Source organism: Streptomyces sp. NPDC001056, from assembly GCF_053598955.1.
Window position 1 is genome coordinate 76,980 of record NZ_JBSFLI010000008.1, and the last position, 14,666, is coordinate 91,645.

Consider the following 14,666-nt stretch of genomic DNA (forward strand, 5'->3'; position numbering starts at 1 on the left):
GTTCCCCCTGCGGCCGGCTCTCCCGGCCTCCGAGTACTACGGAGCCTCCGTCCTGTCCGGCGGCCTTCAGCCGGCGAAGGGCCTGCCCTCGACGCTCGCGCGGGTGCTTCAGGTTCACGGCGTCGCCGCGACGATCTACGAGGGTGAGGCTTCGGCGACGACCCGTGCGCAAGGCGGCCTGCTCGACATTCAGGTAGAGACCGGACAGGTCGCGCTTCGCGCAGCCGGTCTGTACGACGAGTTCCTCACTCTGGTCCGCCTGGGCGAGGATGCCAAGCGCGTGGTCGACCGCCACGGCACGATTCTGTTCGACATGCCTGCGGACCCCGGTTCGGCCCGTCCAGAGGTGGATCGTGGCGAACTGCGGCGCCTGCTCATCGACTCGCTGGCGCCCGGGACGATCAGGTGGGGTCACAAGCTCTCCTCGGTCCGGCGCCGTGTGGAGGGCGGCTACGACCTCGCCTTCGCGGAAGGTGCCGCCGTGCGCGCCGACATCGTCATCGGTGCGGACGGTGCCTGGTCGAAGGTGCGTCCGCTACTCACCCCCGCCAAGCCCGTCTACAGCGGAACCTGCTTCATCGAGATCGCCCTCGCCTCGGGCGGCCAGGACTGTCGGGCGAGCGTGGCCGCGATCGGCAGCGGCACGCTGATGGCGGTCGCGCCGGGCAAAGGCATCATCGCGCATCGCCACGTCGACGGGCACGTGCGCGGATACGTGGCGTTGAACAAGCCCGAGGAGTGGATGAGGTCGATCGACTTCGGCGACCCGTCCGCTGGCCTCCGTCAACTTGCCGACGCGTTCGATGGCTGGGCGCCGCTGCTCACCGACTTCGTGACACAGAGCGACGTGGAACCGTGGCTCCGACCCATCTACGCCCTGCCCGTCGGGCTCAAATGGGACAGGGTGCCCGGCGTGACGCTCGTCGGCGACGCTGCGCATCTGATGTCGCCCTTCGCCGGCGAGGGTGCGAACCTCGCCATGTACGACGGCGCAGACCTGGCGAGCAAGCTGGTTGAGCAACCCGACATCGAGGTCGCGCTCACCGCCTACGAAGAGCGGCTGTTCCTGCGTAGTGGCGATGCCGCCAGCCGCTCGGCGCAAAACCTGGAGATCTTCTTCGGCCAGGAAGCACCGCAGAGCGTAGTCACCCTGTTCGATCGCTCCTGACACCTCAGTCCGGGTTCGCGCCCGCTCCTACCTGCTCGGGCTGAAAACCCCCATCAGCACCCACCACAAAGGGGCCGTCAGCAAGCTGACGGCCCCTCATGAACGATCGAGGCTAGTACGTGTAGAACCCCGACCCGGTCTTCCGCCCCAGCCGGCCCGCCTCGACCATGCGCTGGAGCAGCGGGGGAGCGGCGTACAGCGGCTCCTTGTACTCCGCGTACATCGAGTTGGCGATGGAGACGATGGTGTCCAGGCCGATCAGGTCGGACAGCTTCAGCGGGCCCATCGGGTGGGCGCAGCCCATCTCCATGCCGTTGTCGATGTCCTCGCGGCTCGCGATGCCCGACTCGAACATCCGGATCGCGGACAGCAGGTAGGGCACGAGCAGCGCGTTCACCACGAAGCCGGAGCGGTCCTGGGCGCGGATGGCGTGCTTGCCGAGCACCTTCTCGGCGAAGACCTGGGCGCGGCTGAGGGTGCCCTCGGAGGTGGTGAGCGCGGGGATCAGCTCGACCAGCTTCTGCACCGGGGCCGGGTTGAAGAAGTGGATGCCGACGACGTGGTCCGGGCGCGAGGTGGCGACCGCGAGCTTCACCAGCGGGATGGAGGAGGTGTTGGAGGCCAGGATCGCGTCCGGCCGGGTCACCACCTGGTCGAGCACCTGGAAGATCTCCGTCTTCACCGGCTCGCTCTCCACGACGGCCTCGATCACCAGGTCACGGTCGGCGAACTCGCCGAGGTCCGTGGTGAAGCTGAGCCGCGCCTGGGTGGCGTCCCGCTCCTCCTCGCTGATCTTCCCGCGCTCGGCCGCCTTGGCCAGGGAGTTGTGCAGCCGGGTACGGCCGATCTCCAGGGCCTCGCCGGTGGTCTCGGCGACCTTCACGTCCAGTCCCGCGCGGGCGCACACCTCGGCGATGCCCGCGCCCATCTGGCCGCAGCCCACGACTCCGACGCGCTCGATGTCGGTCACATCGTCCCCTTCGCTGTTCTCCGGCTTGTCTCGGCAGACCTCCGGGTTTCGGCGGCTGCTCCGATCGTGCACGTTACCGCGAAGTATCGATGATCGATCGTCTGGGTGCGGGCATTCTTGGTCACGGAGACGATCCGTAACCGAGCGGATGCGCAACGTGAGGGAAAGTGGCCGATGGGACCCATGTCACGCCGGGCCTTCGCCCTGGCGACGCTGTCGGCCCTGACCACGGCCGGATGCGGGGCGGCGACGTCCGGGACCGCGCGGACCGGACGGACCGGGAGCAGGGGTCCGGGAGGCGGGGGTGCCACCGGCGCGCCGGGGGCCCGCGCGCTCACCGAGATGCGGGGCGTGTGGATGGCCACCGTCGAGAACCGCGACTGGCCCTCGCGCCCGGGGCTGACCGCCGCCGCGCAGCACAAGGAGCTGACCGCCCACCTCGACCGGGCGGTGCGCAGCCGGCTGAACACCGTGATCCTCCAGGTGCGGCCCACCGCCGACGCCCTGTGGCCCTCGCCGTACGAGCCCTGGTCCCAGTTCCTCACCGGCACCCAGGGCCGCGACCCCGGCTGGGACCCGCTGGGCACCGCCGTGCGCGAGGCCCACGCCCGGGGCCTTCAGTTGCATGCCTGGTTCAACCCGTACCGGATCGCCAACCACACCGACCCGAGCCGCCTCGCCGCCGGCCACCCGGCGCGTACGCATCCCGACTGGGCGGTGCCGTACGGCGGCAAGCTCTACTACAACCCCGGGCTGCCCGCCGTCCGCGCCTTCGTGCAGCGCGCGATGCTCGACGCGGTCGCCCGCTACCCCGTCGACGCGGTCCACTTCGACGACTACTTCTACCCCTACCCCGAGGACGGGGAGACCTTCGCGGACGACGAGGCGTACGAGCGCCACCGGGGCGCCTTCGACGATCGTGCCGCCTGGCGGCGGGACAACATCGACCGGCTGGTCAGGGAGATGGCGGCCGGGATCGAACGGGTGCGGCCCGGCACCCGGTTCGGGATCAGCCCCTTCGGGGTGTGGCGCAACGCCACGACCGACCCGCTCGGTTCCGACACGGACGCGGGCGCGCAGACGTACGACGACCTGTACGCCGACACCCGCAGATGGGTCCGCGAGCACTGGATCGACTATGTCGTGCCCCAGTTGTACTGGGAGATCGGCGCGAGCGGCGCGGACTACGCGACGCTGCTCGACTGGTGGGCGCGCCTCGTCGACGGCACCGGTACGAAGCTGTACATCGGCGAGGCCCTGTACCGGGCGGGGGCCGCCGGGGCCGACGGCCGGCCCGCGGCCTGGCAGGACCCGGCGGAGCTGTCCCGGCACCTCACCCTCGCCGCCCGCCATCCGCAGGTGGGCGGGCACGTGTTCTTCGCCGCCCAGGAGGTGGCGACCGATCCGATCGGGGCGATGAAGCGTGTGATCGCGGACCACTACGCGCGACCGGCGAGCCCGCCCCGCTGAACCGGTGGACTACCGCTGCCTGTCTTCCTTGTGCTTGACCTGGCAGTCGGGGCCCGGGGACATGATGGCCTCGTGACCGTCCGAGAAACGGACCCGGTAGGGGGGATTGCCCTCCTGCCCCATCACTTCGACGACTTCGGATTCCTGGTCGTGTTGGCCGACCACTCTGCCGTGCTGGACAAGGTGGTCGCCCTTGGATGCGCGCATCTCCAGGCCCTCCTCACGATCACGACCGCTGGGTGACGGCGATGCACACGAGCACGGCGACGGCGGTCAGGGGAGCGGCCGCCGTGAACTGTTCGCCCAGCAGCAGCGCCGACCACACCAGTGTGAGCAGGGGCTGGGCCAACTGCAACTGGCTCGCCCGGGGTACCCCGATGGCCGCCATGCCCCGGTACCAGACGACCAGACCGACGAACTGCGAGCCCAGCGCCACCCACAGCAGACCGGCCACACCGTGCGCGGTCACCCGGAACGGTTCGTACGACAGCGCCACCGCGGCGGCGGGCAGCGTGAGCGGCAGGCACAGCACCAGTGCCCAGCCGATGACCTGCCAGCCCGGCATCATCCGGGCGAGCAGCCCGCCCTCGGTGTACCCGGCGGCGCACACCAGCAGGGCCGCGAACAGATAGCCGTCGGCCGCGGTGAGCGCGCCCCCGCTCTGGACGATCGTGAACGCCAGCACCGCCACGGCGCCCGCCACCGCCGCGACCCAGAACCGGCGCGAGGGGCGGTGCCCCGTGCGCAGGGCCGAGCAGACGGCCGTGGTCAGCGGCAGCAGGCCCACCACGACGGCGGCGTGCGCGGTGGTGGAGGTGCGCAGCGCGAGCGTGGTCAGCGTCGGGAAGCCGAGCACCACGCCGAGCGCGACGATCGCGAGCCCGCGCAGATGACGCCGCTCGGGCGGCCGCACCCGCAGGGCCAGCAGGGCACCGCCCGCGACCAGTGCGGCCAGGACGCTGCGCACGGTCACCAGCGTCCAGGGGCCGAAGCCCTCCAGTCCCCAGGCGGTGGCGGGGAAGGTCAGGGAGAAGGAGGCGACGCCGAGGGCGGCGAGCGCGGTGCCGAGGGCCCGGTGCTCCGCCCGGGGAGCGGTGACCGCTATCGGCCCGGCATCGGTAGCGCTACTCTGTGTCTTCATGCATGAGCGTAGCAGTGTGGCCGAATTGGCGGAACGGCTACGGAGGGAGCTGGACCGCTACTCACCAGGTGGAAAGCTGCCGTCGAGCCGGGCGCTGGTCGAGCGGTTCCGGGTGAGCCCGGTGACCGTCTCGCGGGCGCTCGCCCGGCTGGCCGCCGAGGGGCTGGTCGTCACCCGGCCCGGCGCGGGTGCCTTCCGGGCCCGGCCGCGCACACCCGGGGCGCCGGCCGGCGACACCTCCTGGCAGGAGGTCGCGCTGAGCGCCGACGGCGCGGCCGATCTCGTACCGCGCACCGTGGACGCCACCGGGGTCACGGTCTCGCTGGCCGCCCCGCCGCCCGGGGTCCTTGAGTTCAACGGCGGGTATCCGCATCCCTCGCTCCAGCCCGAGCGGGCCATGGCGGCGGCGCTCGCCCGCGCCGGACGACGGCCCGGTGCCTGGGAGCGGCCCCCGCTGGAGGGGCTGCCCGAACTGCGCGAGTGGTTCGCCCGCGAGATCGGCGGCGCGGTCACCGCGGCCGAGGTGCTGATCGCGGCGGGCGGCCAGTCCGCGCTGGCCACCGCCCTGCGCGCGCTCGCCCCGCCCGGGGCTCCGGTCCTGGTCGAGTCGCCCACGTACCCGGGCATGCTGGCCCTCGCCCGCGCGGGCGGACTGCGCCCGGTCCCGGTGCCGGTGGACCCCGACGGCGTACGCCCCGACCTGCTCGCCGACGCCTTCCGGGCCACCGGCGCCCGGGTGTTCGTCTGCCAGCCCCTCTTCCAGAACCCGACCGGCGCGGTCCTCGCCCCCGACCGGCGCGCCGAGGTGCTGCGCATCGCCCGCGCGGCCGGTGCCTTCGTCGTCGAGGACGATTTCGTACGACGCCTCGTGCACGCCGACGCGGGCCCGCTGCCCCGCCCCCTGGCCGCCGACGACCCCGACGGCGTGGTCGTGTACGTCGGCTCGCTCACCAAGGCGACCTCGCCCAGCTTCCGGGTGAGCGCGCTGGCCGCCCACGGGCCGGTCCTCGAACGACTGCGCGCCATCCAGGTGGTGGACTCCTTCTTCGTCCCCCGGCCGCTCCAGGAGGCCGCGCTGGAACTGGTCGGCTCCCCGGCCTGGCCCCGTCATCTCCGGTCCCTCTCTGGGGAGTTGAAGGAGCGCAGGGACGCCATGACGAGCGCGCTCGCCCTGTGCCTGCCCGAACTCGCCCTGCCGCACGTCCCGTCCGGCGGCTACCACCTCTGGGCACGCCTGCCCGACGGCACCGACGACGACGCGTTCAGCGCCGCCGCCCTGCGCGCGGGCGTGGCCCTCACCCCGGGCCGTCCGTACTTCAGCGCCGAACCCCCGGCGCCCTACGTCCGGTTGAGCTTCGCGGCGGTGGCGGGCCCCGGGGAGATCGCGGAGGGGGTGCGGCGGCTGCGGGCGGCGTGCGACGAGGCGCTGTAGCGGCGTCTTCGGGGAGTCGCGAGCACCGTCGGTGCGACGCGGGGGAGTTATCTGTTCGCCTCCCCGCCCCGCGCCTGCGACGATCACGGGATGAGCGACGCATCCCGACTCCGGCTCCCCGACGGCTACGAGTTCTCCACCGACGCCGCCCGCGTCGATGTGGACCTGGTCCACCGCTGGCTGTCCACCGACGCCTACTGGGCGACCGGCCGCACCCGCGAGAAGCACGAGGAGGCCATGGCGTCCTCGATCAACTTCGGGGTCTACGACACCGCCTCCGGCGCGCAGGTGGCCTACGCGCGCGGGGTCACCGACCGGGCGCTGTTCGCCTGGCTCGCCGATGTCTACGTCGACCGCTCGGTGCGCGGCAAGGGCGTGGGCACCGCCTTCGTCGGCGGCATCCGCGACCACCTGGCGGCCTTCGGCGTGCGCCGCATCCTGCTCGCCACCGAGGACGCGCACGGGGTCTACGAGAAGCTGGGGTTCACGCCGCTGGAGCGTCCCGAGACGTGGATGATCCGCCGCTTCGAGTAAGCGGCCGCTCACCGCCGGTACCGCACCGGCCGAAGACCTTGACCTCCGTTCCGCACGGCCCCACCATCACCGCATGCCACTGAGGGTGACGTTCGTCGCCGCCGCGCGTAGTGCGCCGCTGCTCGCGGAGCGGTTCGACGACGACCGGCCGCTGGACCCGGCCGGCTGGGACGAGGTGCGGCGCGCCGCCGGCGAGCTGGTGCCGCTGGCGGCGGCCGAGCTGCGCTATTGCTCGCCGACCCAGCGCAGCCGGGCCACCGGCGACGCCCTGGGCTACGCCCCGCTGGCCCAGCTCGCGCTGCGCGACTGCGACATGGGGCGCTGGCACGGGCTGACGCTGGGCGAGGCGATGGCCCGTGAGCCGGCGGCGGTGGACGCCTGGCTCGCCGACCCGCGCGCCACCCCGCACGGCGGCGAGTCCCTGCTGGCCTTCATCTCCCGGGTCGGCGGCTGGCTCGACACCCGCCCCGCCGACGACGGCGCCCGCGTCGTCGCCGTCGCCGAGCCCTCGGTGATCCGCGCGGCCCTGGTCTACGCCCTGAAGGCACCGCCCGCCAGCTACTGGAACCTCGACATCCGCCCCCTGTCCACCACCACCCTCACGGGCCGCGGGGGCCGCTGGAGCCTGCGCTTCGAGAACCCGGCCGTCCAGGCGACCCAGCTCTAGCGCGCGGCCGGGTCAGGTGGTCTCGGCGATCACCGCGGTGCCCAGGAAGACCAGCCTGACGACAGCATCACGAGGACCGGGCCCACCGTGTGCCGCCACACCACCACGCACTCCCGCGGCCCGACCCCGAGGAGCGGCACGCCGATCGGCCCGCACACGGCGGTCCCGGGCCGAACGCCTCGCCCGGACGGCCGGGTTCACCCGCCGAAGAACTTCTGCGCCGCCCGCACGCCCTCCACCAGCGCGTCCACCTCGGCCGGGGTGTTGTAGACGTAGAAGCTCGCGCGGGTGGTCGCGGGGATGCCGTAGCGGCGGACGATCGGGCGGGCGCAGTGGTGGCCGACACGGACGGCCACGCCCCGGTCGTCCAGGACCTGGCCGACGTCGTGCGGGTGGATGCCGTCCACGGTGAAGGAGACGGCCGAGCCGCGGTCGGTGAGGCCGGTGGGGCCGATCACGCGGACGCCCGGGACCTCGGCGAGGAGTTCCAGGGCGCGGGCGGTGAGCGCCTCCTCGTGGGCCGCGACCTCGGGCATGCCCAGCCCCTCCAGGTAGTCGACCGCCGCCGCGAGTCCCACCGCCTGCGCGGTCATCGGGACGCCGGCCTCGAAGCGCTGCGGGGGCGGCAGGAAGGTGGTGCGGTCCATCTCCACGATCTCGATCATCGAGCCGCCGGTCAGGAACGGCGGCAGCTCGCCGAGCAGATCGGCGCGGCCCCACAGCACCCCGATGCCGTTCGGGCCGAGCATCTTGTGCCCGGAGAAGGCGAGGAAGTCCGCCCCCAGCTCCCGTACGTCGACCGGCCGGTGCGGCACGGACTGGGCGCCGTCCACGACGACCAGGGCTCCGGACGCGTGGGCGCGGTCGGCGAGTTCGCGCACCGGGTTGAGAGTGCCGAGGACGTTGGACTGGTGAGTGAGGGCGAGCACCTTGGTGCGCTCGTCGAGGAGTTCGTCGGCCCGCGTGAGGTCCAGCCGTCCCTCGTCGGTCAGCCCGAACCAGTCCAGCGCCGCCCCGGTGCGCTCGGCCAGCTGCTGCCAGGGGACGAGGTTGGCGTGGTGCTCCATCTCCGTCACCACGATGCGGTCGCCGGGGCCGAGCCGGCCGGCGTGGCCGAGGGTGTAGGCGACGAGGTTGATGCCCTCGGTGGTGTTCTTGGTGAAGACCACCTCGTCGTCGGCCGCGCCGATGAACCGCGCCACCGTGTGCCGGGCGTCCTCGTACGCCTCCGTCGCCTCGCCCGCGAGCTGGTGTGCCCCGCGGTGCACGGCCGCGTTCCGCGTGACGTAATAGTCCCGCTCGGCGTCCAGGACCGCCAGCGGTTTCTGGGTGGTCGCCCCGGAGTCCAGGTAGACGAGCGGGGCCCCGCTCGCCAGCGTCCGCCCCAGGATCGGGAAGTCCTCGCGCAGCGCGTGCACATCGAAGGCCACGGTGTCTCACCTCTCACGGTTTCGTGACTGTTTCTCCGTGAGGCACACTCAACCTGTCTCACGGAGAATCGCAAAGGTTACCATGAGAACCGTGAATCAAGAGACCCCCGTCTACCTGCACCGGCTCCCCGTCCCCGGCGAGGACCGCTACGTCTGCCTGGCCCTGGTCAACAGCCGGTTCCGGGTCAGCCACGGCCAGGTCGACCTGCTCGACGGCGCCGAGGCCGCGCATCTGTGGCTGGTCCGGCACGGGCTGCTGCCCGACCGGGTACCGGTGAACGGCAGGCAGGCCGGCCGGCTGTGCGCGCTGCGGGAGGCGCTGCGGGCCCTGTTCGGGGCGCACGGCACCGGCACGCTGCCGCCCGCCGACGCCCTCGGTACCCTCAACGCCGCCCTCGCCGCCGCCCCCTCCACCCCCCGGCTCGCCTGGACCGCCGACGGACCGCGCCGCGACGACGTCCCCGACGACGGCAACCCGGCCGCCGCCGCGCTGTCCCTGCTCGCCGAGGACGCCACCGAGCTGCTCACCGGGAGCGACGCGGCCCAGCTCGCCGAGTGCGCGGCGCAGGGGTGCGAGCGGTTCTTCCTGCGCTCCCACGGTGCGCGGCGGTGGTGCACGACCCAGTGCGGCAACCGGGTGCGGGCGGCGCGGGCCTATGCCGCTCGCCGAAGCACGTCACCTTGAAAACACCTCCGAATAACGCGCCGGAAAGGTCGGGTTTCCCGGCCGGACATCAAAACTCTGACTTTCGGCCGGTGTTCGTCAAAAAATGCGTTGATTTCCGTTGAGGGCACAACCGATCGGAATGGCGCCCCGTCTAAGTCGGCGAAATCCAAGGTGAATTCACTGGGGGCCTGCCGACCGATGGACCGTTCGACCGCGCCGGGTGCCGGACGCCGGGCCGCCGCACTCCTCGCCGCCGTCCTGGCGAGCGTGGGGCTGTGCGCCGGTGATCTGCTGGCCGGCAGTTATCCCTTCGGCTCCCGCACCCGCGCCGTCAATGACCTGGGCAACCAGTACGTGCCGCTGCACGCCCACCTCTGGGACCTGCTGCACGGCAGGGCGGACGGCGGGCTGCTGGTCAACTGGCAGTCCGGGTACGGCTCCAGTTTCCTGCCCGACCTCGGCACGTACCTCGCCAGCCCGTTCGCGCCGCTCGTCGCGCTGTTCCCGCGGGACCGGATCGACCTCGCGGTGTATGTGATCACCGTCCTGAAGATCGCGTGCGCGGCGGCCGCCATGGCCTGGCTGCTGCTCGCCCTGCGGCCCGGCCGCTGGTGGGCGGCGGGACTGCTCGGGGCGTCGTACGCGCTGTGCGGCTGGACGCTCGCCGCGGACTACAACACCATGTGGCTCGACGGCCTGATCGCGCTGCCGCTGCTGTGCCTGGCCGGCGAGTGGGCCCGCGCCGGGCGGCGCCGCCTCCTCGGGGTGCTGCTCGTCGCGCTCGCCTGGAGCGCCAACTTCTACACCGCCTACATGGCCACCCTCGGCGCCGGACTCGTGCTGCTGGTCAGGCTGGTCGTCGCCGCTCCACCGCGTCGGCAGGCGCTCGCCGCCGCCGGTCGCGCCGTGCTCACCGTCGTCCTCGGCGTGGGGCTCGCCGCGCCGCTGGTGACGGTCGTCTACCTCGGCACCAAGCACGCCTACCCGGGCCGTCTCGCGCGGTTCCACCCGGTGCCGGCCGAGGACCTGCTCGCCAGGCTGCTGCCGGGGACGTACAACTACAGCTCCCCGGCGCTCTACGTCGGCACCACCGCGCTGCTCCTCGCCCTCGCCCTGCCCTTCCACCGGGCCGTACCCGTCCGCGTCCGCGCCGGCTGGACCGCGCTGGTGCTCGCGGTGGCCCTCTCCCTCCAGTGGGCGCCCACCAGCCTGGCCTGGCACGCCTTCGCCATCCCACAGGGCAGCTCCTACCGGCAGACCTTCGTCCTGTGCGGGCTGCTGGTCATCGCCGCCTGGCACGCGCTGTCGTACGGCCCGCCGGGCCTGCCCGCCCTCGGTGCCGCGACCGCCCTGCTCACCCTGGTCGCCGCCGCCGCGAGCCGCTCGAACCCGGTCGACGCGCGCACCTGGCCGCTGGTGCTGCTCGGCGCCGGCGGGGCGCTCACCGGCCTCGTCCTGCTGGCCCGCGGCGGGCAGCGGGGGAGGCTCGCCGTCTTGGCCGTGCTCGTCCTGCTCGGCACGCAGGCCGGGGAGAGCGCCGCCACCTCCGCCGTGGCGAGCGGGCTGCGGCTCAAGCACCTGGACGACTACGCGCCCTGGGGGGAGCGGCAGCGTGCGCAGTCCGCGGCGGTCGCCCGTGCCGACGGCTGGCCCCGCTACCGCACCGACCCCGGCCGCGAACAGACCGTCTCCAACGACCCGTTGGCGGTCGGCGGGCAGGGCGCCGCGTACTACAGCAGCCTGACCTCCGACGTCCTCTCCCGCACCCTCACCGCGCTCGGCGGCGGCTGGACCTCCGGCGGCCGCGCCGTGCAGAGCCTCGACAACGCCGTCACCGACGTGCTCTTCTCCGTCGGCGCCCGGGTGCACGACCCGCCCGACCCGCACCGGACCCACCTGCCCGAGGACGCCGCCGCGCCGACCGTCACCCGGCGGGACGTGCCGCCGCTGGTGACCGTGCGGGCCGACCCCGACGAGGCGGCCTTCGGCTCCTCGCCGTACCGCAACCAGGAACTGCTGCTCGGCAGCCGCGTCTACACCGTGCCCCGGACCACCGTGCGCGCCGCCGACGGGACGCCGGTGCCCGGCCGCCGGGTCGGCTCCGGGAACGCGCTGACCGGGGCGACGATCACCGCGGGTTGCCCGGCCGGCACCCAGGTGTACCTCGCGGCGCCGCACTTCTCCGGCACCGCGCGGCTCGCCGGGGGCACGGGCACCGCCCTGTTCCACTCCGACGGCGGGCGCGCCCTGGCCGCCATGGAGCCGCTGGGCCGCGCCCCGGCCTCCGGGCGGGTACGCATCGGCCTGGTGCCCGACCGGCCCGGCCGCATCCCGACCGGCGCCGTCGGCTGCCTGGACACCGCCCGGCTGCGCACCGCCGCCGCCCGGCTCAAGGCCACCGGCGCCACCTCGGTCACCGTCTCCGACGGCACCGTGCACGCCCGGCTCCCCGCCGGGAGCAGGGGACTCGCCGTCCTCGCCGCGCCCCGCATCGCCGGCTGGCGCTGCGCCGCCGGTGACGGCCCGGCCCGTCCCGCCCGCCAGTACCACGGACTGGTCGCCGTCGCCCTGGACGGCACGCAGACCAGCCTGACCTGCACTTTCCGCCCGCCCGGCCTGCGGCTGGGCACGAGCGTCGGCCTCGCCTCGCTCGCGGCCCTCCTCCTGCTCACCGCGGCGACCGCCGTGCGTCGCCGACGTGTTCGGCAGGCCGCCCCGACCACACCACCGGCATCGCGCGAGCGCGTGACAGCCGCGCCCTGACCGCGATTCGACCGCGTCCGACCGCGACCCTGGGGGACACCCGCCATGCTGATATCGATCGTCGCGCCCTGCTACAACGAGGAAGACGTCCTGGAGCGCTTCCACGAGGCCGTCCAGAAGGTCGCCGACGAACTGCTGCCGCTCGGCCACGACATGGAGTTCGTGTACGTCGACGACGGCAGCCGCGACCACACCCTCACCGTCCTCGAACGCCTCGCCACCCGCGACCAGCGGGTGCGCTACGTCTCCTTCAGCCGCAACTTCGGCAAGGAAGCGGCCCTGCTGGCCGGGCTCAGGAACGCCTCGGGCGACTCGGTCGTGGTCATGGACGCCGACCTCCAGCACCCGCCCGAGCTGATCACACGCATGGTCCAGCTGCGCGAACAGGGCCACGACCAGGTCATCGCCCGTCGCAGCCGCACCGGCGACCGGCTCACCCGCACCTTGACCGCGCGCCTCTACTACCGTCTGGTCAACCGTCTGGTCGACGTCGAACTCAGGGACGGCGTGGGGGACTTCAGGCTCCTGTCCCGCCGGGTGGTGGACGCGGTGCTCGCCCTCACCGAGTACAACCGCTTCTCCAAGGGCCTGTTCGCCTGGGTCGGCTTCCCCAGCACCACCTTCGCGTACGAGAACGCCGTGCGCGAGGCCGGCAGCAGCTCCTGGAACCTGCGCGGACTGCTCAACTACGGCCTGGACGGCGTCCTTTCCTTCAACAACCGTCCGCTGCGCGCCGCCCTCTGGCTCGGCGTCAGCCTGCTGCTGTGCGCCGGTCTCTACACCGCCTGGATCGTGGTCGCCGCGCTGCTGCACGGCGTGCAGACCCCCGGCTATGTCACCATCATCACCGCCGTCACCGCCCTCGCCGGTGTACAGATGGTCATGCTGGGAGTGATCGGGGAGTACACCGGACGCATCTACTACGAGGTGAAGGGCCGCCCGCACTTCCTGGTGAAGGCGACCAACGTGGAACGGACGAAAGACCTCATCCCTTGATAGCGCGACAGATCGTCACCTTCGCTGTGGTCGGCGTGCTCAACACGGCCGTCTACTACGGGCTTTACCTCTTGTTTCTCGACCGGCTTCCGTATCTCGCCGCGCATATTCTCGCCTTCGCGCTGAGCATGGTCGGTTCCTTTTTCCTCAACGCGCGGTTCACCTACCGCATCCGTCCCACCTGGCGGAAATTCCTGCTGTTCCCGCTGACCAACGCCGCGAATTTCTTGATCACCACGGTGGGGGTGTACGTGATCGTGGACGTCCTGCACGCCGGGAGCCGTTTCGCCCCGCTGATCGCCTCCGCGGCGGCGATCCCGATCACCTTCGTGGTGTCCCGCTGGATCATGCTGCCGGGCGCTTCGCTGCGGGTGGCGGCCGACGAGGGGCCGTAGACCGGGGCGCAGTGCCCGCGCGGCTCCGCCGCGGCCCCGCCCGGTTTCCAGCAGGTGCTGCGCCCGCCCGGCACCGAGGACGGCGTGCCCCGGTGCCCGGTGCCCGGTGCCCGGTGCCCGGTCGCGGCCGGCGGCCGGGCGGGGCTCCGCGTCAGGGCGGGGTGAGGACGCAGAACTCGTGGCCCTCCGGGTCGGTCAGACAGGTCCACGGGACGTCGCCCTGGCCGAGGTCGAGGTCGGTGGCGCCGAGGGTCCGCAGCCGGGCCACCTCCGCCGCCTCGTCGTCGCCGGGGCGGGGCAGCAGGTCGAGGTGGACGCGGTCGGGCACGGTCTTCCCGCCCGGCGTGCGCAGGAATTCGAGATACGGGCCGACCCCCTCGGCGGAGCGCAGCACCGCCTGCTCGTCGGTCACCCCGTGCACGGTCCAGTCCGTCGCCTCGCCCCAGAACCGGGCCATGGCCCCCGGGTCCTCGCAGTCGATTACGACCGCGGCGACCGGCCCGGTGTCCCGGTAGACCTCCCGGGGCTCCAGCACACAGAATTCGTTGCCCTCGGGGTCGGCGAGGACCGTCCACGGCACGTCGCCCTGGCCCACGTCGACGGGCGTCGCGCCGAGCGCCTTCACCCGCGCGACCAGCTCCGCCTGATGGGCGGCGGAGACGGTGGCGAGATCGAGGTGCACACGGTTCTTCGCCGTCCCCTTGGCTTCCGGGACGGGAACGATGTCGACGCCGAGGACGACCGGGTCCGGCCGGACGAGACCGCCGGCGGGCCCGACGTAGGTGGTCACGCCGGGCTGGTAGGCACTCCAGCCGAGGGCCTCCGCCCAGAACCGGCCGACCGTCGGGGGGTCGAGAGCCTTGATGTTCAGGTGGACGGGTCGCGACGCCGTGCCGGTGATCCTGTGCGGCCGCTCGCGCCGGGGTCCCGCCTCGCGCGAGGCGCCCTGGTGCGGCGGCGGCGGGACCCCGCCCCGCACGCCCATGCAGAGTCATTGCATAAACGTGCAGAGCTGCGTATAGTCATGCCATCC

Annotated in this window: 14 protein-coding genes; 9 read left to right on the forward strand and 5 right to left on the reverse strand. The window is 73.0% G+C overall.

Going from position 1 to position 14,666, the window contains the following annotated elements; translation table 11 throughout:
* Nucleotides 1-103 precede the first annotated feature (103 nt).
* A complete protein-coding gene (locus ACWDD7_RS12295) occupies nt 104-1,168 on the forward strand; it encodes an FAD-dependent oxidoreductase (protein ID WP_450457305.1) in 1,065 nt (354 codons plus the stop codon).
* Between the two features lie 112 nt (nt 1,169-1,280).
* Here ACWDD7_RS12295 and ACWDD7_RS12300 read toward each other — a convergent pair whose 3' ends face one another.
* Complete coding sequence (locus ACWDD7_RS12300; protein WP_392214752.1) at nt 1,281-2,138, reverse strand: 3-hydroxybutyryl-CoA dehydrogenase; 858 nt, start codon at nt 2,136-2,138, stop codon at nt 1,281-1,283.
* Between the two features lie 183 nt (nt 2,139-2,321).
* Here ACWDD7_RS12300 and ACWDD7_RS12305 point away from each other — a divergent pair, with 183 nt between their 5' ends.
* Nucleotides 2,322-3,608, forward strand: a complete 1,287-nt coding sequence (locus ACWDD7_RS12305) for a glycoside hydrolase family 10 protein (RefSeq protein ID WP_450457392.1) — start codon at nt 2,322-2,324, stop codon at nt 3,606-3,608.
* A 9-nt stretch (nt 3,609-3,617) separates the two neighbouring features.
* Here the strand turns inward: ACWDD7_RS12305 and ACWDD7_RS12310 are convergent, their stop codons facing one another.
* Nucleotides 3,618-3,815, reverse strand: a complete 198-nt coding sequence (locus ACWDD7_RS12310; RefSeq protein ID WP_285560653.1) for a DUF1918 domain-containing protein — start codon at nt 3,813-3,815, stop codon at nt 3,618-3,620.
* A gap of 19 nt (nt 3,816-3,834) precedes the next feature.
* Nucleotides 3,835-4,749 (reverse strand): DMT family transporter, encoded by a 915-nt coding sequence (locus tag ACWDD7_RS12315; protein ID WP_450457307.1) that lies wholly within the window; start codon nt 4,747-4,749, stop codon nt 3,835-3,837.
* Between ACWDD7_RS12315 and ACWDD7_RS12320 the strand changes: the two genes are divergently transcribed.
* From ACWDD7_RS12320 to ACWDD7_RS12330, 3 genes are all read left to right on the forward strand, one after another.
* Nucleotides 4,748-6,181 (forward strand): aminotransferase-like domain-containing protein, encoded by a 1,434-nt coding sequence (locus tag ACWDD7_RS12320; RefSeq protein WP_450457308.1) that lies wholly within the window; start codon nt 4,748-4,750, stop codon nt 6,179-6,181. The two genes, ACWDD7_RS12315 and ACWDD7_RS12320, sit on opposite strands and share 2 nt — an antisense overlap.
* 90 nt (nt 6,182-6,271) lie before the next feature.
* Nucleotides 6,272-6,715 carry a GNAT family N-acetyltransferase gene (locus ACWDD7_RS12325; RefSeq protein WP_351877199.1) on the forward strand — a complete coding sequence of 148 codons (444 nt, stop codon included), beginning with the start codon at nt 6,272-6,274 and terminating at the stop codon, nt 6,713-6,715.
* 73 nt (nt 6,716-6,788) lie between these two features.
* Nucleotides 6,789-7,382, forward strand: coding sequence for a histidine phosphatase family protein (locus tag ACWDD7_RS12330; RefSeq protein WP_351877200.1), 594 nt, complete (start codon nt 6,789-6,791; stop codon nt 7,380-7,382).
* Nucleotides 7,383-7,579: 197 nt separating this feature from the next.
* Here ACWDD7_RS12330 and ACWDD7_RS12335 read toward each other — a convergent pair whose 3' ends face one another.
* Nucleotides 7,580-8,812, reverse strand: a complete 1,233-nt coding sequence (locus ACWDD7_RS12335; RefSeq protein ID WP_450457309.1) for a cysteine desulfurase — start codon at nt 8,810-8,812, stop codon at nt 7,580-7,582.
* Between the two features lie 82 nt (nt 8,813-8,894).
* Between ACWDD7_RS12335 and ACWDD7_RS12340 the strand changes: the two genes are divergently transcribed.
* The 4 genes from ACWDD7_RS12340 (at nt 8,895) to ACWDD7_RS12355 (ending at nt 13,633) form a co-directional block, all read left to right on the forward strand.
* On the forward strand, nt 8,895-9,497 hold the full coding sequence (locus ACWDD7_RS12340) for an ABATE domain-containing protein (protein WP_450457310.1): 603 nt from the start codon (nt 8,895-8,897) through the stop codon (nt 9,495-9,497).
* Between the two features lie 180 nt (nt 9,498-9,677).
* Complete coding sequence (locus ACWDD7_RS12345) at nt 9,678-12,242, forward strand: YfhO family protein (protein WP_450457311.1); 2,565 nt, start codon at nt 9,678-9,680, stop codon at nt 12,240-12,242.
* Nucleotides 12,243-12,287: 45 nt separating this feature from the next.
* On the forward strand, nt 12,288-13,238 hold the full coding sequence (locus ACWDD7_RS12350; protein WP_351877202.1) for a glycosyltransferase family 2 protein: 951 nt from the start codon (nt 12,288-12,290) through the stop codon (nt 13,236-13,238).
* 26 nt (nt 13,239-13,264) lie between these two features.
* On the forward strand, nt 13,265-13,633 hold the full coding sequence (locus ACWDD7_RS12355; RefSeq protein ID WP_450457312.1) for a GtrA family protein: 369 nt from the start codon (nt 13,265-13,267) through the stop codon (nt 13,631-13,633).
* Nucleotides 13,634-13,784: 151 nt separating this feature from the next.
* Here ACWDD7_RS12355 and ACWDD7_RS12360 read toward each other — a convergent pair whose 3' ends face one another.
* Nucleotides 13,785-14,504, reverse strand: a complete 720-nt coding sequence (locus ACWDD7_RS12360) for a VOC family protein (protein ID WP_450457393.1) — start codon at nt 14,502-14,504, stop codon at nt 13,785-13,787.
* Between the last annotated feature and the right edge of the window lie 162 nt (nt 14,505-14,666).